Source organism: Nonomuraea sp. KM88 (genome assembly GCF_052245635.1).
In the GTDB taxonomy this organism is placed as follows: domain Bacteria; phylum Actinomycetota; class Actinomycetes; order Streptosporangiales; family Streptosporangiaceae; genus Nonomuraea.
Window position 1 is genome coordinate 1,056,322 of record NZ_JBQQCC010000001.1, and the last position, 20,848, is coordinate 1,077,169.

The window sequence follows — 20,848 nt, forward strand, 5'->3', positions numbered from 1 at the left end:
GCAGCCACGACACATCCGCCAGCGAGTCAGAGGGACCACTCGATGCCCACGGACGGCCCGACCGTCGATCAAGGTGTGCGAGAGATGATCCTGCTGATGCCGCGGCTCATCGCGCGGTCCAAGCGCATGCCGGTTCCCGAGCAGCTGCAGGACTTCGCGCTCACGCCGCGCCACCTGTCGCTGCTGGCTCTCCTGCTGCACGACGGCCCGGCCACGGTCAAGACGCTGGCGGAAGGGCTGGAGGTCGCCTCGACGACGGTCAGCCTCATGGTCGGCGACCTGAGCCGCAAGGGCATCCTCGCCCGGCACGAGGACGAGCGCGACCGGCGGCGGACCATCGTCAGCATCACCGACGAGCACCGCGGGGCGATCGAGGGCTGGCTGGCCGCGGGTGCGGACGCGTGGCGGACCGCGCTGGAGCCCCTGGCTCCCTCGGAGCGGCAGCTGGTCATCGACGCGCTGCTCACCTACGAGCGCGAGACGATGAAGCGCACCCGCCAGCCCGACTGACCGGCGTCCGCAGGACCCGGCCCTCACCACCGCAGGAAGCCGGGCCAAAGAGCCGGCAAGGGCGCGGCGCCGGAGGCCGAGAACCGAGCCCATCGAACCGGCATCTAATGTCTCGTGATCCATATGACACTTCGTCTGCCGGCCGCCGGCTCGGCATGACCGGCGTGCGGGAGGACAGCAGGGCGTTCCGGGCGGCACGCCGTGCCGGCATGCGCGGGGCGCCCGATCCCACCTCGGCACTCGGCGTCGCGGCCGTCGCCACGGGACTGCTGGTGTACTTCGTGACCATGATGGTGTCGGGGCAGGGCGACGGGTCCCTCACGCCCGACTCGGTGGTCTTCATCCTCTTCCCGGCGGTGCTCGCCGCCATCACGGGGACCTCGGGCGTGCGCGAGGCCTCCGTCAGGCTGAGGATGCGGCGGGCGTGGCAGCGCGCGAGCCGCGGGGAGGCGGTGCGGGGTCTCACCGGTGTGGCGCTGCGACGTGGCCGGACGGTGGCGGGCTACCCGGTGCGTACCGTCGTCGCCCGGGTGGACGGGCGCGCGCAGTACATCCGTCTGGCGTTCGCGCGAGCCGACGACGCGGCGATGTTGCCGGCGGGCTCGGTGCAGGTCGATCTGTTCGACGGCCCCTCGGTACGCGGCCCGGCGCGGCTGCGCCCGCGCCACGGAGGCGTGGTCTGGGCGTTCGCGGCGCGGAACGGCGATCTGGCCGTGACGGAGGAGACGCGCTACACGTTCGAGAACGGCTGGCCGGATGAGGGACAGGACGGCTGGCCGGATGAGGGACAGGACGGCTGGCCGGACAGCGGCGGGGACGCCGAGCGCCATTCGGGCTGGCCCGGCGGCTCCGACGGCGACGGCGACGGCGACGGCGGAGAATAGCCCGGCGCGCCGGCGACGGCGGAGGCCGGAGCCGTGCCGGCGGATCCCTTCGGGCGGAGGCCGTGCTCCGCCCCCGAACAGCGTCAGCGACTGAAACGGAACGCTCTTCCGGAAAATGGGGACCGTGTTCCGATCGGCATGCGATCCGCCGGCGAATTCCGCGAAACCTGTGAGCGCGTTGACGGCGTGCCGGCGAGGGCATTAGGTTTGCTTTCAAACCTGATTTGCTTTTGGTGTCATCGGACCGCCTGGAGGCCCCACATGCCTGTGTACGATCTCGACCACGTCACCCTCGGCGTACGTCACCTTTACGAGAGCGCGGAGCGGCTGCGCCGCGAAACCGGGCTGCGCAGCCACGAGGGAGGGTGGCTGCAGGTCATGCCCACCGCTCACCGGGTCATCCCGCTGCCCGGCGACGCCTTCATCAACGTCGAGTCGGTCATCGACCACTACGCCGAGCTGCCCCCGGGGGTCGGCGCGTTCCGCACCTGGTTCGAGCAGACCACCCGGCAGGCCGACCACTGGATGACGTGGAACCTGCGGGCGCGCAGCTACGCCGACCTCGAGGAGGTGGCACGCCGCCTCGGCGGGGAAGTGGTGACCTCCCAGGGCGCCCAGCACCCCGACGGATCGTCCGCGACGACGGTCATGGCGCCCGGCGACGCCGGGATGACCTGGGCGCGCGGGCTGCCGAACTGGTACTACCACGAGGACATGAGCGGGCACCCGGCGCGCAGGGCGCCGATGACGCACGAGCGTCCCCTGGTCGCGGTCGCCTGGCTCGAGATCGGCAACGATCCCGCCGAGGTCGAGGAGCACGTGGGCAAGGAGACCTTCGACGCGCTGCCGCTGCGGTTCGTCTCGGGCGGTCCCGGCCTGCACGGCGTGGGCCTGCGCACCGAGGACGGGGAGGAGATCGCCGTCCGCGCCGCCTCGGGAGCGGCCGGCCTCGCCGAGTTCGCCGCCCGCGCGAGCTGACGGCAAGCGGGCCGGGAAAGGTGATGCCGCGTGGCCTGGCTGCGCACGTTCTGGCGAGGGCTGCCGATCGAGGGGCGGTGGCTGCTCGCGATCATCGCCGTGCAGACGCTCGGGCGCGGCCTCACGCTCCCCTTCACGATCATCTACCTGCGCGAGGTCCGCGGGTTTGACCTCGGCGTCGCCGGAGCGCTGATGTCGCTGGTCGCGATCGCCGGATTCGTCGTCACCGTCCCGAGCGGCTCGCTCGTGGACCGGTACGGCACCCGCGCCGTCCTGATCGGCGGGCAGGGCGCCATGACGGCCGGCAGCGTGCTGCTCGCGTTCGCCACCGGGCCCTGGACAGCGGCCGTCGCGCTCGTCCTGATCGGGCTCAACTTCGGTGCGGCGCTTCCCGCCTTCAACACGCTGATCGCGGCGGTCGTCGACGGAGACGTGCGGCAACGGTTCTTCGGCGTGCACTTCGCGCTCATGAACGCCGGCATCGGCGTGGGAGGCGTCGTCGGCGGGCTGTTCGTCGACGTGGACGTCCCGGCCACGTTCACCACGATCTATCTCGCCGAGGCCGCCGCCGCCCTGGTGCCGATCGTGGTGCTGCTGGGACCGCTCAGGAACGTGCGCGGGCCCGACCGGAGCGACCCGGGACCGCGTGCGGCGGCGCCCGGCTACCGCGCCATCCTCAGGCGGCCGCCGGTGCGCTGGCTCGCCGCGCTCACCTTCACCGGGGTCCTCGTGGGGTACGGCCAGTTCCAGGCCGGCGTGCCCAGCTTCGCGCGGGAGGTCGCCGGCGTCTCCACCAGCGCCATCGGCGTCGCGTACGCGGTCAACACCGCGATGATCGTCGTCCTGCAGCTGCCGGTGCTCGCGCGGATCAGCGGCCGCCGCCGCACCAGGGTGATGATCGTGATGGCGGGTTCGTGGGCCGGGGCGTGGCTGCTGCTCGGCGCCGCGGGGTCCGGGCTCGGCAGCGCGGTCGCGACCGCCGGGCTCCTGGCCTTCATGGCGGTGTTCGCCTTCGGCGAGACCCTGCTGCAGCCCACGGTTCCGGCGGTCACCAACGACCTGGCCACCGACGACGCCCGCGGCCGGTACAACGCGCTCAACGCGGCGGCGTTCAACGGCGGGGCGATGGCCGCGCCGGCGCTCGCCGGCCTGCTGCTGGGCCTCGACCTGGCCGCAGCGTACGTCGGCCTGATGGTCGTGGGGTGCCTGGCGCTCTGTGCCATGGCGCTCGCCCTGGAGAGAAGAATCCCGCCGGCGGCCAACGGGATGTCACGCCCGGACGGCCGCGTGGCGTCCCAGGCCGAGGAAGAGCAGAGCAGGAGCACCGGCGCGTGAGCCGGGGTCCGACCATAGGACTGTAGGACTGTGATCGAATGAAACGAGCTGTCATCGTCGGCGCCGGCGTCGGCGGGCTGACGACCGCGATCGCCCTGCGAGCGATCGGCTGGAAGGTCTCCATCTACGAGCGGTGGCCCGAGGTCGTCGCCGAAGGGACCGCGCTCGGCATCCAGCCGGACGCCCAGGCCGGGCTGGCGAGCCTGGGGCTGGGAGCGGACCTGCACAAGCGCACCGTCCCCTACCGGCAGGCCCAGGTCCGCAGGCCTGACGGCAGGCGCCTGGCCGGCCTGCCCCTGGAACGCATCGAACGGCGAGCGGGGACACCGGTCCGGATGTTGTCACGAGCCTCGCTGATCGAGATGTTGCTGCGGCAGGTGGACCCCGCGACGATCAGCACAGGCGTGGAGATCACCGACCCCTCCGCCCTGCGTGTCTGCCACGACCTGGTGATCGGCGCCGACGGGGTGCGCAGCACCGTCCGCCAGGCGTTCTTCGGCGATGAGACCCGGCCGCGCTACGCGGGCATCGTCGCGTGGCGCGGCGTGATCGAAGGGTACCAACCCCCGCACTACGGCGAGACCTGGGGCCACGGGCAGATGTTCGGGATGACGCCGCAGGCTCCGGGGGTGACCAACTGGTACGCGGCCGTACGGGTCCCTGAGGGGAACGACGAGAGCCTCGACGACCTGCGTGCCCGCTTCGCGAACTGGCACGATCCCATTCCCCGCGTGCTGGCGGAGGCGGACGACGGAGCCGTGCTGCGGCACGAGGTCCACGAACTGGCGCCGCCGCCGGCGTCGTACGTGAAGGGAAACGTGGCGCTGATCGGCGACGCGGCGCACGCGATGGCGCCGGCCCTGGGACAGGGGGCCTGCCAGGCGCTGCTCGACGCGATCGAACTCGCCGACCGCCTGCACGCGTCCGCGGGCGACGTGGCGCGGGCACTGCGTTCCTACGACGCCCGGAGGCGCCCGGCCGCCCAGCGCATCGTCACCGCGTCGCGCTGGATGACCCGCCTGGCCGTCGCCGGCCGCCTGACGGGAGCGCGCGACCTCCTGATGCGCCTGCTGCCCGCCTGACAGCGGTCGGGGACGCTCGGTTAAACAATCGTGGACTCTGTGCCATCGACGTCCGCCGCACGGGTGCGTGAAGATCGTTTGCCATGTTCATCACCCATGACCCCGCGGTCCTGCGACGGGCGCTGGCAGGCGTTCTGAGCATGGCCGCCGCCCTCACGGTCGCCGGCTGCGGCGCGCTCCAGCCTTCGGCCGAGAACCGGGCACAGGCGCAGGCTCCGGCGCGCGAGCCGGCGGCACCCGCCGAGACGGAGGAGAGCGAGCCGGCCCCCCAGGAAGCCACGGAGCAGGAGAGCACCGAGCAGGAGACCGGGCGGACGAGCGCGGAGACCACCACGGAGACCACTGCGGCGGGCACGCGGCTCAAGCTCGGCGAGCGCGCGGTGGTCCCGTTCAGGAAGGGCACGATCGGCGTCACCGTGACCGCCGTGGAGAAGGGCGACCCGGCCGACCTCGTACGCGAACGCGGCCAGCAGGCCAAGGGCATCACGCCCTATTACATCCGCTTCACCGTCGAGAACGTGGACGGCACCGACCACTCCTACTCGTCGGGCCCCAGCCTGTCGCTGGTGACCGCGGACGGCAGCGGCACCGGCGCGATCGTCACCGGCGGCATGCCGGGCTGCGAGCGCGAGAGCGCGCCCAGGGACTTCTCCACGGCCGGAGCGACCTTCACGTCCTGCAGGCTGGGCGGCGCCAGGACCGGCATCGCGATCACCGGCGCCAAGTTCGACGACGACGACTACCGCGACAAGCCCGTCGTCTGGCGGCGCTGAGCGGGCTCGAAGAGCTTTCCGGCTCACCGGCCGATCCACCCGAGCCGTACGGCCCGGCGCGTGGAGGCGGGCGGCGTGGCCGACTCGCAACCCGGTCGCGTCCTCCCCGCCGTTGACGTGGATCACCGGTCGGGAGGATGATCCGCGGGTGGTGCCTGGACCGACACTCGCCTGCCGCGCTCTCAGCTGCCGGGCGGGCGGGCGTACGATCGTCGAAGACCTCACCCTCGAACTGGACCGAGCCGAGCGCGTGGCGCTGATGGGCCCGTCGGGGTCCGGCAAGACCACGTTGCTGACCACGCTGGCCGGGCTGCTCCCGCCCGCCGCCGGCCGGGTCCTGGTGCGCGGCGTGCCCCTCGACGAGCAGCCGGAGCTGAGGGCCGGGCTGGCGCTGGTGTTCCAGTCGTACGGGCTGCTCAGCCTGCTCACCGCCGCCGAGAACGTCGAGGTGGCGCTCAGGGCGTCGGGGCGGACGCCGCGCGAGGCGGTACGCCTGGCGTCGGAGGCGCTGGAGCGGCTGCGGGTGTCGAAGTTCGCCGACCACCTGGTCGAGGAGCTGTCCGGCGGGCAGCAGCAGCGCGTCGCGGTGGCCAGGGCGCTGGCGTTGCGGCCCCAGGTGCTGCTGGCCGACGAGCCGACGGCCGAGCAGGACGAGACGCACCGCGCGCTCGTGCTGGACGAGCTGCTCGCGGCGACGGACGACGGCACCACGCTGGTGATCGCCACGCACGACACCGAGGTGGCCGAGCGCTGCGACCGGGTGATCGAGCTGCGCGCCCGGGCCCACCGGCAGTCGAGGAGCGCCCTGTGAGCGCGGCGGGCACCCATGAGCCGTGCCCGTCCATGAGCCGCGACCGTGGCACCCGGGAGGGCCGCACATGAGCGTCGTCAGGTGCGACGGGATCGTGCAGATCTACAAGGCGCAGGACGTCGAGGTCGTCGCGTTGCGCGACGTGGACCTGACGATCGAGGCGGGCGAGACGGTCGCGCTGCTCGGACCCTCGGGCGCGGGCAAGTCGACGCTGCTGTGGCTGCTGGCCGGGCTGCTGCGCCCGAGCGCGGGCCGCCTGTGGCTGGACGGCACCGACGTGGGGCGGCTCGACCAGCGCAGGCTCGACCGGTTGCGGGCGGCGCACATCGGCATGATGGTGCAGAACCCCGCACGCAACCTCATCGGCTACCTCTCCGCGGCCCAGAACATCGCCTTCGCCCAGCGCGCCGTCGGACGTGCCCGCCGCGGCGCCGGCGCCGTCGACAGCGCCGGTCACAGCGCCGGTCATAGGGCCGGTCATAGGGCCGGCCATGGGGCCCGCGTCCCTGCCCGCCGGCGTGCCCGCGACCTGCTGGCCCGGGTCGGCCTGGCGGACGCGGGCAACCGGCCGGCCGGGCGGATGTCCGGCGGCGAGCAGCAGCGCCTCGCCCTCGCCGTGGCGCTGGCCAACGCGCCCAGGCTGCTGCTCGCCGACGAGCCCACCAGCCAGCTCGACGAGGAGTCGGGCACGCGGGTGATCGAGCTCATCAAGGACGTCGCCGCGGCCGACGGCACGACCGCGGTCGTGGTCACGCACGACACCGCGGTGAGCGAGGCGCTGAGCCGTACGGTGACGATCAGGGACGGCCGGGTCGGCGCGGAGGGCAGGCGCGGCGAGGACTTCGTGGTCGTCGGCCGGGAGGGCGCCGTTCAGGTGCCGCCCGAATACCACCACCTGCTGCCGCCCGGTTCCATGGCGCGGATCGAGACGCTCGACGACGGCATCGCGCTCAGGAGGGCGGAGCCGTGATCCTGCGCGGCCTCTGGGAACGCCGTACGCTCTCGCTGGTCGTCCTGCTGATCGCGATCGTGCCGATCGCGTCGGCGGCCGTGGGGCCGATCTACTCGGCGGCCGCCCGCACGACGATCGCCAGGGACGCGGTGAAGGCGGCGCCGCTGGAGGGGCGCGGCTGGCGGTACACGACCACCCAGGGCGGCATCGAGGGCAAGGTGGCGGCGTTCACCGCGGGCGCGGACTTCACCGGCCCGCCGGTGCTCGGGATGGAGGCGAGCAGCGGCCGGCCGGGTGACCGGCGCGCGTTCTCGCTGGTCTGGCAGGACGGGCAGTGCCGGCACCTGCCGCTGGTCGAGGGCAGCTGCCCGGACGCGGCCAAGGAGGTGATGGCCAGCCAGGCGTCGGGGTTCAAGGTGGGGGAGAAGATCAGGCTGTCGGCCGTGGTGGACGTCGAGTACACCCCCACCGGGCGGAAGCCGGCGTCGCTCACCGTGGTCGGGATCTACCGGCCGGGGCCGGCCGGCGACCCGTTCTGGTTCGGCAGGACGTTGTTCTCGCCGACAGGGGAGCCGAGCCAGGACAAGGCCGACGCGCTGTTCACCGTGCCGGAGACCCGGCTGGAGACGTACAACGTCTCCGGCGGGCAGGGGGAGGAGGGCGGCTGGACCGACTACGCCGTCGTCTCCATCGTCGCGGACCGGCTGGAGGGGACCGACCTCGCGAAACTCGCCGCGATGCAGGCCACCGCCGAGTCCACGGGCCGGACCTCGGGCGACATCGTGTTCTCCCGGGTGGCGGACACGGTCAGGGCCGTGACCGCGGGCGCCGGCGCGCTGGGCGTGCCGACGCTCCTGGTGATCGCGCAGGTGGTGGCGCTCGGCTGGATGTTGCTCTTCCAGACCGTGGGCGACCTGGTCAGGGCGCGCGGCGCGGAGATCGCGCTGGCCCGGCTGCGCGGGCACGGGCGAGCGCGGGTGTGGCTGTTCGCGCTGGCCGAGCCGCTGCTGCTGCTCGCCGCCGCCGTGCCGCTCGGGCTGCTGCCCGGGCACGCCGCGGCGGGCGTGATGATCGGCGCGCTGCTGCCCGCGGGCATCCCGGTGACCTTCCCGCCGGAAGCGGGGCTGGCCGGCGTCGCGGCGATGCTGGGCGGCGTGCTCGCGGCGGCGATGGCCGCCTGGCGTACGGCGGCGCGGCCGGTCACCGAGGAGTGGCGGCACACGCCCCGCCGTACGGCCCGCGGCTGGGTGCTGGACGCCGTGGTCCTCGCGGTCACCGCGGTGGGCCTGGTCGAGCTGCTGGCCACCGGTCTGATCACGGACGTGTCGGGGAGCAGTTCGGGCGCGCTGGCGGTGCCCGGGCTGATCGCGCTGGGCGTGGCGCTGCTGGCCGCCCGGGCGCTGCCGGTGCTGACCAGGCGGCTGTTCCCGGTCACCAGGCGGCGCGGCGGGCTCGGGCCGTTCCTGGCGCTGCGGCAGGTGGCTAGAGGGCCGGTGACCGCGGGCAGCGTGATCGTGCTGGGAGCGGCGTTCGGGCTGGCCACGTTCGCGGTGTCGGCGTGGAGCGCCACGTCGGGCGACTACGCGGAGACGGCGCGCTTCCACAACGGCGCGGCCACCGCGATCACGGTCCGGCCGGTCGAGCCGAGCAGGCTGATCGACGCCGTGGCCGCCGCCGACCCCGGCGGCCGGACCGCCGCGCCGGTGATCAAGGTGACGGGACCGCCGCAGCTGATCGCCACGGACCCGCAGCGGCTGGCCGCCGTGGGCGCGGCCTGGCGGCCCGACCTGGCGGCCGGCGCGTACCTGGCCCAGGCCGCCGCCAAGCTGCCGACCCCGTCCGAGCCGCGGGTGTGGGTGCGCGGCGACAGGTTCCGTGCCGAGGTGAAACACGACCGGCCGCCCGAGGGCTGGACGATGAAGCTGTTCGTCACGTTCCGGGTGCCCGGTCAGCTGCGGCCCGCCCAGCTCCCGCTCGGCGACCTCGCCGGACGCTCCGGCGTGCACGAATGGAACCTGCCGCCGGCCTGCCGGCAGGCCCGGTGCGAGCTGCGCGCCTTCCGGGGGCAGCCGGTCCCGCCCGAGCAGTTCGAGGACCCCGCGTTCGTACGGGTGACCGTCACCGGGATGGCGGTACGCGATCAGGGCCGCTGGCGCTCCCTGGCCATGCCGCGCTGGGACGCCGACCCGGGCCGGCGCGACGGCACGTTCGCGATCACCATGGTCGACAACCAGACGCTGCGCCCCGCCACGTACGACGAGCGGCCGCCGGCGGTCGCGGTCGGGGACATCGGCACCCGGGTGGTGCCGGGGCTCGACAACGCCTACGCAGGCCCGGTGCGCACCGTCGTGGCGTCCGCCGCCGCGCCCGGCCTGACCGACGCGGGCGTCCTGGTGAACCTGGAGCAGGCCGACCGGATGGCGTACGGCGTCCACGACAAGGCCGCGTACCAGGTGTGGACCGGCCTGACCGACACGGCGGCGCTGGAGCGCGAGCTGGAGCGGCAGGGGTTGTCGGTGGTGTCGCGGCGGCACGTGGCCGACCTGACCGCGTCGTTCGCCGGGCAGGGGCCGGGGCTCGCGCTGTTGCTGCTGCTGGCGTCCGCGCTGGCGGCGGCGGCGCTGGCGCTCGGGCGCACCGTGCTCGCGCTCCACACGTCGGCCAGGAGGCGCGGGTACGAGCTGGCCGCGCTGGAGGCGTCCGGTGCCAGGGTGGCGGCGCTGCGGGTGGCGCTCCTGCTGGAGCAGGTGATCACGATCGCGGCGGGCACCCTGGCCGGGCTGCTGGCGGGGCTGGTGGCGGCGCGGGTGGCGCTCGGCAGGATCCCGCAGTTCACCTCGCCGCCCGTCACGCCGCCGCTGCCGCACGAGGTGGCGGCGGTGCCCGTCGTCCTCGTCGCCGGCGCCGCCCTCCTGATCAGCCTGCTGGCCGCGGTGGTCGTGTCGGAGCTGCTGCTGCGCGGCATCCGCGTGGAGCGCCTGCGCGAGACCCCCACCTGACGGCCGGCCCGCGCCGCTCCATGACGTCGAGTTCGGCCGCGTTCCCGAGGGTCGAGGGGCCGGCACCCCGGCTGCCCCCGCCGCCGACGCGTGAGGGCGCGCCGGCCCGGCCTCGCGCGCGCCAGCGTACCCGTATCGCCCGACGGTGGTGGCTGCCGCCGCGGATAACGTTCCGCGAACGTTCATCATGCGCTTCGGTGCCCAGGACTACCGAAACAGGTCCTGAGTAGGAAGAATCCAGCGAGCACGAAGATAACCTCCCAGGTTGACGGAAAGTGAGACTGCGCGACGATGGAAGCTCGCACCATCAGGCAACGGGGACCGACGGGCGAGCGCCGGTTGTCGTTGCTCTATCTGGCGCCCTCGCTGATCATTTTTACCATCTTCGTCTTCTATCCGCTGGGCAGGACGTTCTACCTGTCCACGATGGGGACGGACATCATCGGGCGGGCCAACAAGTTCGTCGGGCTCGACAACTTCGCGGGCATGTTCAGCGACCAGGCCTTCTACAAGGCGCTGGGGACCACGGCGCTGTTCGCCCTCTTCACCGTCGTCCCGGCGATCGTCGGCGCGCTCGTGGTCGTCCTGCTGCTGGAGTCGCGCATCAGCGGGCAGCGGATGTTCCGTACGGTGTTCGCGCTGCCGTTCGCCTTCTCCGTGGCCACCGCGTCGGTGATCTTCGCCCTCATCTACAACCCGGCCGTGGGCATGGCCAACGGCATCCTCAGCTACGTCGGCGTCGACCGGATCGGCTGGCTGACCGAGCCGGACCTGGCCCTGATCTCCATCTCGATCACCACGGTCTGGATGACGCTCGGCTACAACGTCCTCGTGCTCTCCGCGGGCGTCGGCGCGATCCCCACGGAGGTGGTGGAGGCGGCCAGGCTCGACGGCGCGACGGGATGGCGGTTGCACAGCCGGATCACCGTTCCCATGCTCTCCCCCCAGCTCTTCTTCCTCATCGTGATCTCCACGATCCACGCGCTGCAGAGCTTCGGGCAGATCCACATCCTCACCAAGGGCGGACCCGACGGCGCGACGTCCACGCTGGTCTACTGGATCTACGAGAAGGCCTTCAGCTACGGGTCGTCGGACTTCGGCACGGCCAGCGCCGCAGCGATCGTGCTCCTGGTGGTCGTCCTGGCGTGTACCGGCATCCAGTTCGGTGTGCTGGAAAGGAGAGTCCACTACCGATGAGCACCACCTCCTCCTCGGTCGCGAGCAAGATCGTTGTCTATCTCGTGCTCATCGTGTGCGCGATCCCGGTGGTCTTCCCGCTCTACTACGCGTTCATCGGCGGCATCATGACGCCGAGCGACCTGGCCAGCTATCCGCCGAAGCTGCTCCCGACGGGGATCGACCTCGGCAACTACGGCTCGGCGCTCGACACCATCCCGCTGGCCAGGCAGTACCTCAACTCGGCGATCCAGACCGGCATCGTCACCATCTGCCAGCTCCTGTCGAGCGTCCTGGCCGCCTACGCGTTCGCGTTCCTGCGGATGTGGGCCAAGACGGCGATGTTCGCGCTGTTCATGGTGACGCTCATGGTGCCGTGGGAAGCGATCATCCTGCCCAACTACCTGCTGATCTCGGACCTGGGGCTGACCAAGGGGCCGCTCACCTACCTCGGGCTCACGCTGCCCTTCCTCGCCCACGCCTTCGGCACGTTCCTGCTGCGGCAGTCGTTCCTGCAGTTCCCGATCGAGGTGCGGGACGCCGCCGTGATGGACGGATGCGGCCACCTGCGGTTCCTGTGGCGGATCCTGCTTCCCCTGTCGAAACCGGCCATCGCCGCCGTCGGCGTCTACGTGTTCATGACCACGTGGAACCAGTACTTCTGGCCGTTGATCCTCGGCAACGACGACCAGTACAAGACGCTGCAGATCGGCGTCTCCATGTTGAACGACGCCGAATCGTCCAGCCCGACGCTCATCCTGGCCGGGGTCACCCTCGCGCTGCTGCCCACCCTCGTACTCGTGATCTTCGGGCAGCGCTTCATCATCCGCGGCCTCACCGCAGGCGCGGTGAAGTAATCGTGAACAAGAAACGGAGTTCCCAGATGGCACGACCCCGATTTCGGCGTACGCGCGACGGGCTGGTGGTCACGGCCGCGCTCTCCCTCGCTCTGACGGGCTGCGGTGGCGACGCCGGCTCGGGCGAAGGCGGCGAGGCCGCCACGGCGCCCGGCGCGGACGCGATCACCGAACCGATCGAGATCGAGTTCTGGCACTCGATGAAGGAGAAGAACGAGCTCGCCATCAAGGCCATGGTGGACGACTTCAAGAAGGTGAACGACAAGATCACCGTGAAGCCGGTCTTCAAGGGCGACTACGATCAGATGGTCGTCGCCTACAAGCAGGCCGTACAGCAGGAGGCCACGCCCCCGCTGGTCCAGATCTACGACATCGGCTCGCGGTTCATGTACGACTCCCAGCAGGTCGTCCCGATGTACAAGTTCATCGAGCAGGACAAGTTCGACCAGAACGCGAACATCGAGCCCAACATCGCCAGCTACTACACGATCAAGAACAAGCTCTGGTCGATGCCGTTCAACTCCTCGGCGCCGCTGCTCTACATGAACGCGGACGCCGTGAAGGAGGCCGGGCTCGACCCGGACAAGCCGCCGGCCACGCTCGACGAGGTCGGCGAGTGGGCGAAGAAGCTCACCGTCAAGGAGGGCGGAACGGTCAAGCAGTTCGGCTTCAACGCCGCGCTCTACGGCTGGTTCGTCGAGCAGCTGACCGCCCAGGACAACGCCGAGTACTGCGACAACGGCAACGGCAGGAACGGCCTGGCCACCAAGGTGAACTTCGGCACCGGCGCCGGGCCCAAGTTCGCCCAGTGGCTGGGCGACCTGGTGAAGGAGGGCTACGCCACCAACACCGGCCGGCCGACCGACCAGGCCCAGAACGCGTTCAAGACCGGGACGATCGCCCTGCACCTGGAGTCGACCTCCGCCCTCGGCGGCTACACCGAGGCCGCGAAGGGCAAGTTCGAGCTGAAGACCGCCCCGTTCCCCAAGGTGTCCGACTCCTCCAGCGGCGGCACGATCATCGGCGGCGCCTCCCTGTGGATCAACGCGGCGGGGCACAGCGACGCGGAGAAGCGGGCCGCCTGGGAGTTCGTGAAGTTCTCCAACACGCCCGAGCAGCAGGCGAAATGGCACGAGGCGACCGGATACGTGCCGGTCAACCCGCAGGCCAAGGCGAACGACAACCCCAACTTCCAGGTCGCGGTGACGCAACTGCGCGCCCAGCAGCCGTCGGCGGCCACGTCGGGCTGCCTCCTCGGCGTCATGCCCGAGGCCAGGAAGGCGGCCGAGGTCGGCCTCGAGCAGGCCGTGCCCGCCGGGGAGGGGCAGGAGCCTCGCACCCCGGCCGAGCAGGCGATGCAGAACGCCGCCGCCACGCTGCAGACGCCCATCCAGAAGTACAACGCCAACGTCGAGCAGTGACGGCAGGGGCGGGCGTCCACCGCAGGACGTCCGCCCCCCAGGCTCGGCGGCCGTCCGGGCCCCGCGGCGCCCGGACGGCCGCGCGCCGCCGGGCGGCGCTGTCGTCAACGCCGGTGCGGGAACGCCGCCGCCGTCAGGAACTCCCCGCCGTCCTGGCGGACCGTAAGCTCGCCTCCGTCGGCGGCGAGGCGTTGCTCGAGGGCGGCCAGTCCCCGCAGCTCGGGCAGCGGCGCCTGCTGGGCCCCGTCGTTGACGACGGTGATGCTCGACTCCGACAGGGTGATCCGCACCCGCGTCGCCTGGGCGTGGCGCAGGATGTTGGTCGTGGTCTCGCGCAGAACCTGGCCGAGCAGCTCGCCCGCGGCCGGGTCGACGTCCGCTTCGCGATCGACGCGCACCCGGATGCCCGCGGCCTCGAAGAGGTTTCTCGCGTTCTCCAGCTCCGCGGAGAGGTTGAGCCGCCGCTGCGCGTAGGCGAGCTCCTTCGTCTGGGTGATGGTGTCGCTCACCAGGGCGTGGATCTCCCGCAGCTCCTGTTTGGCGCGTTCGGTGTCGCTGTCGACGAGTTTCCGGGCGAGCGCCGTCTTCAGCTTCACCACGTGGAGGGTGTGGCCCTGGATGTCGTGCAGGTCGCCGGCGAACCGGACGCGCTCGCGGATGACGGCCAGCTCCGCCTCCCGCTCCCGTGCCTCCTCCAGCTCCGTGACGACGTCGTAGAAGCGCTTGTTGGGGAACCTCAGACCGATCAGCGCCGCGGTGACGCCCGTGGGGATGAGGACGTACGGGATCAGCACGGCGGAAACGTCGTGCGCCCCTGGCAGCCTCAACGCGCCCACCACCGCGATGTAGGCGGTCAGCGCGAAGGCCGCCGCGCCCCGGTGACGCGGCAGCTGCGGGACGACGAAGGCGCCCACGCAGGAGAGGGCGAAGAACGCCGCGCTGCCGTCGATCACCAGCACGGAGAAGGGCCACACGGCCGCGGCGACGACCAGGCAGGGGAGCGCGACGCGCAGGACGTCGCCGGCCGCCCACCGTACGAAGGCCACCAGGGCCGCCACCACGCCCGCGCCCAGGACGAGGATGTCCCACCACGAGCGGGCGTCCGTCGCCACCACGAGCGCACCGGCGGCGACGAGCATCGGCAGGAACATGGTGAGGTTGAGCCTGCGCAGTTGCCCGCGCGCGGGTTCGGACTCCTCGGAGACCGCGTTCGTCGGGCTCACTGGTCCTCTCCTGGTGGCCGGGCGCCGGTTCGCGTGCTCCATCATTCTGCCTGCCCCGCGGCGTCACCAGTGACATCACGTCATGACTTCACCTGCGGGAATGTCACGGCCAGGTCGTGACATGGGCTCACTGGCAGATGAGCGCGGCGACGGCTGAGATCGACGGCATGTCCTCGACACCCCGTACCGGCCCGCCCTCGAAGCCCGCCGCCGGAGCCCCGCCGCGCCCGACCCCGATGGCGGAACGGGTTCTCGCGCCGGACCTCGCCCGCGGCATGATGCTGGTGCTCATCGCGCTGGCCCACGTGCCGTGGTTCCTCTACGAGTCACCGGCGGGCACGATCATGCTGCACCCCGTCGACGGGAACCTCGCGGACAGGATCGCGCAGGCCCTGACCCTGATCGTCGTGGACGCCCGTACGCACACCATGTTCGGCTTCCTGTTCGCCTACGGCATCGGGCAGCTGTACGCCCGGCAGAGGTCGCGCGGCACGAGCCCGGAGCAGGCCCGCCGGCTCCTGCGCCGGCGGCACCTGTGGATGCTCGTCTTCGGCGCGGTGCACGCCGCCCTGCTGTGGCAGGGCGACATCATCGGGATGTACGGCCTGATCGGGCTCGTCATGGTGCCGCTGTTCCTCGGCCGGAGCGATCGCACCCTCGGGATCTGGGTGGGCGCCCTGCTGGCCCTGGGCGCCCTGGCCGCGGCCGTCACGACGATCATGGCCCTGGCGGTCCCGGGCGGATCCGCGGCCGTCGCGGCCGAAGCGCAGCGGATCAGCATCGCCGAGCCGGCCTACCTGCTCTCCGCCGCGATCCGCGTGGCCCAGTGGCTGGCCCAGCTGGTCTCGGGGCTGGTCACCCTCGCCCTGCCGGCGGCGTTCCTCATCGGGGTCCTCGCGGCACGGCACCGGATCCTCGAGGAGCCGTCCCGGCACCTGCCGCTGCTGCGGCGGGTCGCGGTGCTCGGCATCTCGGCCGGCTGGCTCACCGGAGCGGCGCTCGCCCTGCGGCACGTGGGCGTCCTCGGCCTCCCCTCCGGGGCGGCGCTGTCCGCGCCGCACTTCTACACCGGCATCTTCACCGGGGTGGGCTACGCCGCGCTCTTCGGCCTCGTCGTCCACCGGATCGCCGCGCGCGGCACCCGGGAGCCGCTGCCGGTCCGTGCGCTGGTGGCCCTCGGCCGTCGCTCCCTCAGCGGCTACCTCGCCCAGTCGCTGGTGTTCGGGCCGTTCCTGGCGGCCTGGGGCCTGGGCCTGGGCGCGCACCTGTCGAGCTGGTCGGCGGCGCTCGTGGCCCTCGGCACCTGGCTGCTCACCGTGGCGGCGGCGTTCCTGATGGACCGCGCCGGCGTACGCGGTCCGGCGGAGACCCTGCTGCGCGGGCTGACCTACCGCTGATCCCGGACGGTGACCGCGGCGCTGCGGGGCCACCCGTCACCGAGCCGTCCTTCCGGCGTGCGGGGCGGTCAGGGCCCGGAAGCAGCCGTGCACGTCCGGGAGGCCGCGAGCTCCCGGAGTGATCTGTCTCACACCAGGTCACACCGGGGGAGCGGGTGGTGTCCTATGCCCGAACCCCTCTCGGGATGAAGGAGCACCATGACCGAGAACGCCCAGGTCGTTGTGATAGGCGGCGGATATGCCGGCGTCCTGGCCGCCAATCGCCTCACGCAGCGCGACGACGTGACGGTGACCCTGATCAACCCGCGCCCGCGTTTCGTCGAGCGGATCCGCCTGCACCAGCTGGTGGGCGGGTCCCACAGCGCGGTCGCCGGCTACCGCGACGTCCTGGCGGAGAAGGTCAGGCTGGTGGTCGACACCGTGACCCGGATCGACGCGGCCGGGCGCCGCGTGATGCTGGCGAGCGGCGACACGGCCGGTTACGACTACCTGATCTACGCGGTGGGCAGCGGCAGCGCCGACCCGCGTGTGCCGGGAGCGGCCGAGTTCGCCTACCCGATCGCCACCCTGGAGGAGGCGCGGCGGCTGCGGGAGAACCTCGGCGCCGCGCCCGCCACGGCCGCGATCACCGTGGTGGGAGCCGGTCCGACCGGCATCGAGACCGCCGCCGAACTGGCGGAGGCCGGCCGCGCCGTCACCCTGGCGTGCGGCGGGGCGCTCGGCCCTTACCTGCACCCCCGTGGGCGGCGCTCCGTCGCCAGGCAGCTGGCCAAGCTCGGCGTCACCGTGCTCGACGGCCCCGGCACGACGGTGACGGCCGTGACCGGCGACGCCGTGCGGCTCGGCGACGGCCGCGAACTGCGGAGCGACGTGACCATCTGGACGGCCGGCTTCGGCGTGCCCGACCTGGCCGCACGCAGCGGGCTGAGCACCGACGCCCTGGGCCGGCTGCGTACGGACGAGACGTTGACCAGCGTGGACGACGCGCGCGTCGTCGCGGCCGGCGACGCGGCGGCGCCGTCGGACCTGCCGTTCCGGATGAGCTGCCAGGCCGCCGTCCAGCTGGGCCCGCACGCCGCCGACACGGTGCTCAGCCGGATCGCGGGCGGGCGCCCCGCGCCCCTGGCCATGGCGCTCGTCTCGCAGTGCATCAGCCTGGGGCGCCGGGCCGGCATCATGCAGCTCGCCCACAGGGACGACGTCGCGATGGGCCTCCACATCGGCGGCCGCCCCGGCGCGATGCTCAAGGAGTCCATCTGCAAGGGCATCCTCTGGCAGCTGGCGAACCAGGCACGCAGGCCGGGTTCGCTGAACTTCCCGAGCTGGGCCAAGGACACCAAGCGCGGGCAGGCACTCGCGGCCAGGCGCGGCGATGCGACGGCCATCCGCTGACCGGTCCCGTTCCCGGCCGCCGGGGGCGGCCGGCCGGCTACCAGCGAAAGGACCTTACCGTGGTGAACAGACGCGAGCGCCTGCCGCGACGGAGAGGAGTCGAGGCATGAGCGACCACACCACTGATCCGGCGACCGAAGCCTTCGTCGCCCATCGCAATCTGCTCTTCACCGTCGCCTACGAGATGCTCGGGTCGGCGGCCGACGCCGAGGACGTCCTCCAGGAGACCTGGTTGCGGTGGGTGAAGGCCGACCTCGCTCAGGTGCGCGACCAGCGCGCCTACCTGGTCAGGATCACGACCAGGCAGTCGCTCAACCGGCTGCGCACGATGACGCGCCGCAAGGAGGCCTACGTCGGTCCCTGGCTGCCCGAACCGCTGCTCACCGCGCCGGACGTGGCCGACGACGCCGAGCTCGCCGAGAGCGTGTCGATGGCGCTCATGCTCGTCCTCGACACGCTCTCACCGACCGAGCGCGCCGTCTTCGTCCTGCGCGAGGCCTTCGACGTCGGCTACGACGAGATCGCGGCCGCCGTCGGCAAGAGCCCCGCGGCCGTCCGCCAGATCGCCCACCGCGCCCGCCGGCACGTCAGCGCCCGGCGCCCGCGCGAGGGGGTCCCTCCGAGCAAGACCCGGGCGGCTCTGGAGTCGTTCCAGCGCGCGGTCGAGACCGGGGACCTGCAGGGCCTGCTCGACGTGCTCGCTCCTGAGGTCGTCCTGGTGGCCGACGGCGGCGGGGTCAAGCAGGCGGCGATGCAGCATGTCATCGGCGCCTGGAAGGTGAGCCGCCTGATCGTCGGCGGCATCGGCAGGTACGACGGCACGATCACCACCGCTCCCACCGTGGTCAACGGCAACCCGGCACTCGTCCTGCGCCTGGACGGCGAGCTCGACGGCGTGCTGACGATCAGCGTCGAGGACGCCGCCGAGGAGGGGGCCGGGTACGGGGCCCGCATCACCGGCCTCTACTACGTCCGCAACCCCGAGAAGCTGACCCGCGTCGAGTCCGAGACCCTGCTCACCCGGCGATGAACACCGGCCCGCACTTGACGCCGGCGGGCGAGCAGGCGTTCGCCCTGCCCGCCGGGCTCGATCCGATCCGACTTTTGAGAGGTCATCGATGACGAAGGACGCACCGGGCGATCTCGCCGGCGTGCAGCTGCCGGTCGAGCGGGGCTGCCCGTTCGCGCCGCCCGCCGCCTACGAAGGGCTGCGCGAGCAGGCGCCGATCAGCAAGGTCCGGCTGGTGAACGGCGCCGAGGCGTGGTGGGTGTCCGGGCACGCGGAAGGCCGAGCCGTTCTCGCCGACCGCCGCTTCTCCTCCGACCGGCGCAAGGACGGCTTCCCGATCCTCAACGTCGACGCGGCGACCCTGCGCCAGTTCCGCAGCCAGCCGCCGCTGATGGTCGGCATGGACGGCGCGGAACACGCCGCGGCACGGCGCCCGTTGATCAGCGAGTTCACCGTGCGGCGGCTGGCCGCGCTGCGCCCGCGGATCCAGGACGTCGTCGACCGCTTCATCGACGGCATGCTCGCCTCCGAGCAGCGGCCGGTCGACCTGGTGCAGGCGCTGTCGCTGCCGGTGCCGTCCCTGGTGATCTGCGAACTGCTCGGCGCGCCCTACGCCGACCACGACTACTTCCAGAGGCGCACCGCCGTGGCGGTGCGCCGGACCTCGTCGCCGGAGGAGCGGCAGCGGGCCTTCCTCGAACTGCGCGCCTACCTCGGCGAACTGGTCACCCGCAAGGAGGCCGAGCCGGGCGACGACCTGCTCAGCCGGCAGATCGCCCGGCAACGCCAGGACGGCGCCGTCGACCACGCGGCCCTGACCAGCATGGCCTTCCTGCTGCTGACCGCCGGGCACGAGACGACCGCGAACATGATCTCGCTCGGCGTGATCGGGCTGCTCACCCACCCCGAACAGCTGGACCTGATCAGAACCGATCCGGCCAGGACACCCATGGCCGTGGAGGAGCTGCTGCGCTTCTTCACCATCACCGACACGGTCACCTCGCGGGTGGCCACCGAGGACGTGCGGATCGGCGGGGCGGACATCCAGGCCGGCGAGGGAGTCGTCATCTCCAGCCTGTCGGCCGACTGGGATCCCGCCGTGTTCGAGGACCCGGAGGCCCTGGACGTCGAACGCGAGGCCCGCCACCATCTCGCCTTCGGGTTCGGCCCGCACCAGTGCCTCGGGCAGAACCTCGCCAGGATGGAGCTGCAGATCGTCTTCGACACGTTGTTCCGCCGCATCCCCACGCTGCGGCTCGCCGTGCCGGTCGAGGAGCTGTCCCTCAAGGCCGAGTCCATCATCTACGGCGCCCACGAACTCCCGGTCACCTGGTGAAGCGCCGGCGCCGCGCGCCTCGGTCGCCCGTATCGACGCGTGCGGCGCCAACGGGAATACACCCGAGTAACGCGCTCTCGGCCGTCATGAGCAGGCGCCCATTGTTTTTCCAATAATTCCTCATCGGGCTGCTGAGCTGCTGTTTCATTGTCCAGGCCGATGGCTGGACATTGTTTGGACAATTCTCAGACGAATGGCGCTTGCCGCTGCCCGAGCGGGCCCGGCATAGTCGGAACCGTTCCCCCCTTACTCCGGTACGGCGCCGTGTTGCGTGCTGCTCCGTACCGGCGCGATTTTCTCGTGGAAAGAAAGGATGAGAACGTGAATGGCAAGAAGCTGACCACGGCCCTGGCGGGCTGCGGCGCCGCGCTGGCGCTGCTGTCCGCGCCCGCCGCGGCGGGGACGGTCACCGCCGCGACGGCCGCCGCCCAGGCGGTCCAGCGGGACAGCACCGCCTGCATCAAGCCCAGCGGGAGGAAGACCAACTACTCCTGGAAGAACGGCAACTCCTCCACGACGGTCTACTTCAACAACCACTGCTCCCACCGGGTGTACGCCAAGGTGCACTTCAAGGGCCCCGCGGGGACGAGGACGGAGTGCCTCGCCACGAACGGCGGCACCAACGGCAAGAAGAAGTTCCGCAAGGGCCTGGCCGAGGACCTCACCAACATCAGCAAGAACTGCTGACGGCCGGGGTCCATGATCCCCGGCAA

The 20,848-nt window shown here is 72.1% G+C and carries 18 protein-coding genes; 17 read left to right on the forward strand and 1 reads right to left on the reverse strand.

Annotated features, from left to right (window positions below; translation table 11 throughout):
- Positions 1–84 precede the first annotated feature (84 nt).
- The 12 genes from ACTWPV_RS04840 to ACTWPV_RS04895 all read left to right on the forward strand — a co-directional run bounded on the left by ACTWPV_RS04840 (position 85) and on the right by ACTWPV_RS04895 (position 13,778).
- Positions 85–510, forward strand: a complete 426-nt coding sequence (locus ACTWPV_RS04840; protein WP_347642300.1) for a MarR family winged helix-turn-helix transcriptional regulator — start codon at positions 85–87, stop codon at positions 508–510.
- Positions 511–674: 164 nt separating this feature from the next.
- Entirely contained in the window at positions 675–1,394 is a 720-nt protein-coding gene (locus ACTWPV_RS04845) for a hypothetical protein (protein WP_443150743.1), read from the forward strand.
- 261 nt (positions 1,395–1,655) lie between these two features.
- The gene (locus tag ACTWPV_RS04850) at positions 1,656–2,372 is read left to right on the forward strand and encodes a VOC family protein (RefSeq protein WP_443150744.1); all 717 of its coding nucleotides are present in this window, start codon (positions 1,656–1,658) and stop codon (positions 2,370–2,372) included.
- Positions 2,373–2,402: 30 nt separating this feature from the next.
- On the forward strand, positions 2,403–3,707 hold the full coding sequence (locus ACTWPV_RS04855; protein WP_443150745.1) for an MFS transporter: 1,305 nt from the start codon (positions 2,403–2,405) through the stop codon (positions 3,705–3,707).
- Between the two features lie 38 nt (positions 3,708–3,745).
- Complete coding sequence (locus ACTWPV_RS04860) at positions 3,746–4,789, forward strand: FAD-dependent monooxygenase (RefSeq protein ID WP_443150746.1); 1,044 nt, start codon at positions 3,746–3,748, stop codon at positions 4,787–4,789.
- Positions 4,790–4,872: 83 nt separating this feature from the next.
- Positions 4,873–5,562, forward strand: coding sequence for a hypothetical protein (locus tag ACTWPV_RS04865; protein ID WP_443150747.1), 690 nt, complete (start codon positions 4,873–4,875; stop codon positions 5,560–5,562).
- A gap of 151 nt (positions 5,563–5,713) precedes the next feature.
- A complete protein-coding gene (locus ACTWPV_RS04870; protein WP_443150748.1) occupies positions 5,714–6,373 on the forward strand; it encodes an ABC transporter ATP-binding protein in 660 nt (219 codons plus the stop codon).
- A gap of 67 nt (positions 6,374–6,440) precedes the next feature.
- Positions 6,441–7,343 (forward strand): ABC transporter ATP-binding protein, encoded by a 903-nt coding sequence (locus tag ACTWPV_RS04875; RefSeq protein WP_347642307.1) that lies wholly within the window; start codon positions 6,441–6,443, stop codon positions 7,341–7,343.
- The gene (locus ACTWPV_RS04880; protein WP_443150749.1) at positions 7,340–10,324 is read left to right on the forward strand and encodes an FtsX-like permease family protein; all 2,985 of its coding nucleotides are present in this window, start codon (positions 7,340–7,342) and stop codon (positions 10,322–10,324) included. Before ACTWPV_RS04875 ends, ACTWPV_RS04880 begins: the two co-directional genes overlap by 4 nt.
- A 291-nt stretch (positions 10,325–10,615) precedes the next feature.
- Positions 10,616–11,521, forward strand: coding sequence for a carbohydrate ABC transporter permease (locus ACTWPV_RS04885; protein WP_443150750.1), 906 nt, complete (start codon positions 10,616–10,618; stop codon positions 11,519–11,521).
- Positions 11,518–12,357 (forward strand): carbohydrate ABC transporter permease, encoded by an 840-nt coding sequence (locus ACTWPV_RS04890; protein WP_347642310.1) that lies wholly within the window; start codon positions 11,518–11,520, stop codon positions 12,355–12,357. The genes ACTWPV_RS04885 and ACTWPV_RS04890 overlap by 4 nt, the downstream gene beginning before the upstream one ends.
- A 26-nt stretch (positions 12,358–12,383) precedes the next feature.
- A complete protein-coding gene (locus tag ACTWPV_RS04895; protein WP_347642311.1) occupies positions 12,384–13,778 on the forward strand; it encodes an ABC transporter substrate-binding protein in 1,395 nt (464 codons plus the stop codon).
- Positions 13,779–13,882: 104 nt separating this feature from the next.
- Here ACTWPV_RS04895 and ACTWPV_RS04900 read toward each other — a convergent pair whose 3' ends face one another.
- A complete protein-coding gene (locus tag ACTWPV_RS04900) occupies positions 13,883–15,001 on the reverse strand; it encodes a sensor histidine kinase (RefSeq protein WP_443150751.1) in 1,119 nt (372 codons plus the stop codon).
- A gap of 167 nt (positions 15,002–15,168) precedes the next feature.
- Here ACTWPV_RS04900 and ACTWPV_RS04905 point away from each other — a divergent pair, with 167 nt between their 5' ends.
- The 5 genes from ACTWPV_RS04905 to ACTWPV_RS04925 all read left to right on the forward strand — a co-directional run bounded on the left by ACTWPV_RS04905 (position 15,169) and on the right by ACTWPV_RS04925 (position 20,822).
- A complete protein-coding gene (locus tag ACTWPV_RS04905; protein ID WP_443150752.1) occupies positions 15,169–16,398 on the forward strand; it encodes a DUF418 domain-containing protein in 1,230 nt (409 codons plus the stop codon).
- A gap of 198 nt (positions 16,399–16,596) precedes the next feature.
- Positions 16,597–17,790 (forward strand): NAD(P)/FAD-dependent oxidoreductase, encoded by a 1,194-nt coding sequence (locus ACTWPV_RS04910; RefSeq protein ID WP_443150753.1) that lies wholly within the window; start codon positions 16,597–16,599, stop codon positions 17,788–17,790.
- A gap of 106 nt (positions 17,791–17,896) precedes the next feature.
- Complete coding sequence (locus ACTWPV_RS04915; protein WP_443150754.1) at positions 17,897–18,820, forward strand: RNA polymerase sigma-70 factor; 924 nt, start codon at positions 17,897–17,899, stop codon at positions 18,818–18,820.
- Positions 18,821–18,908: 88 nt separating this feature from the next.
- The gene (locus ACTWPV_RS04920) at positions 18,909–20,135 is read left to right on the forward strand and encodes a cytochrome P450 (RefSeq protein WP_443150755.1); all 1,227 of its coding nucleotides are present in this window, start codon (positions 18,909–18,911) and stop codon (positions 20,133–20,135) included.
- A gap of 321 nt (positions 20,136–20,456) precedes the next feature.
- Positions 20,457–20,822, forward strand: a complete 366-nt coding sequence (locus tag ACTWPV_RS04925; RefSeq protein WP_443150756.1) for a hypothetical protein — start codon at positions 20,457–20,459, stop codon at positions 20,820–20,822.
- Positions 20,823–20,848 lie beyond the last annotated feature (26 nt).

What these genes read in the sequence shown, in the direction of transcription:
- ACTWPV_RS04840 (WP_347642300.1), top strand. Translation starts at nt 85, where the DNA reads ATGATCCTGCTGATGCCGCGGCTCATCGCGCGGTCCAAGCGCATGCCG.
- ACTWPV_RS04865 (WP_443150747.1), top strand. Translation starts at nt 4,873, where the DNA reads ATGTTCATCACCCATGACCCCGCGGTCCTGCGACGGGCGCTGGCAGGC.
- ACTWPV_RS04910 (WP_443150753.1), top strand. Translation starts at nt 16,597, where the DNA reads ATGACCGAGAACGCCCAGGTCGTTGTGATAGGCGGCGGATATGCCGGC.
- ACTWPV_RS04860 (WP_443150746.1), top strand. Translation starts at nt 3,746, where the DNA reads ATGAAACGAGCTGTCATCGTCGGCGCCGGCGTCGGCGGGCTGACGACC.
- ACTWPV_RS04885 (WP_443150750.1), top strand. Translation starts at nt 10,616, where the DNA reads ATGGAAGCTCGCACCATCAGGCAACGGGGACCGACGGGCGAGCGCCGG.
- ACTWPV_RS04915 (WP_443150754.1), top strand. Translation starts at nt 17,897, where the DNA reads ATGAGCGACCACACCACTGATCCGGCGACCGAAGCCTTCGTCGCCCAT.
- ACTWPV_RS04905 (WP_443150752.1), top strand. Translation starts at nt 15,169, where the DNA reads ATGTCCTCGACACCCCGTACCGGCCCGCCCTCGAAGCCCGCCGCCGGA.
- ACTWPV_RS04890 (WP_347642310.1), top strand. Translation starts at nt 11,518, where the DNA reads ATGAGCACCACCTCCTCCTCGGTCGCGAGCAAGATCGTTGTCTATCTC.
- ACTWPV_RS04895 (WP_347642311.1), top strand. Translation starts at nt 12,384, where the DNA reads ATGGCACGACCCCGATTTCGGCGTACGCGCGACGGGCTGGTGGTCACG.
- ACTWPV_RS04875 (WP_347642307.1), top strand. Translation starts at nt 6,441, where the DNA reads ATGAGCGTCGTCAGGTGCGACGGGATCGTGCAGATCTACAAGGCGCAG.
- ACTWPV_RS04850 (WP_443150744.1), top strand. Translation starts at nt 1,656, where the DNA reads ATGCCTGTGTACGATCTCGACCACGTCACCCTCGGCGTACGTCACCTT.
- ACTWPV_RS04920 (WP_443150755.1), top strand. Translation starts at nt 18,909, where the DNA reads ATGACGAAGGACGCACCGGGCGATCTCGCCGGCGTGCAGCTGCCGGTC.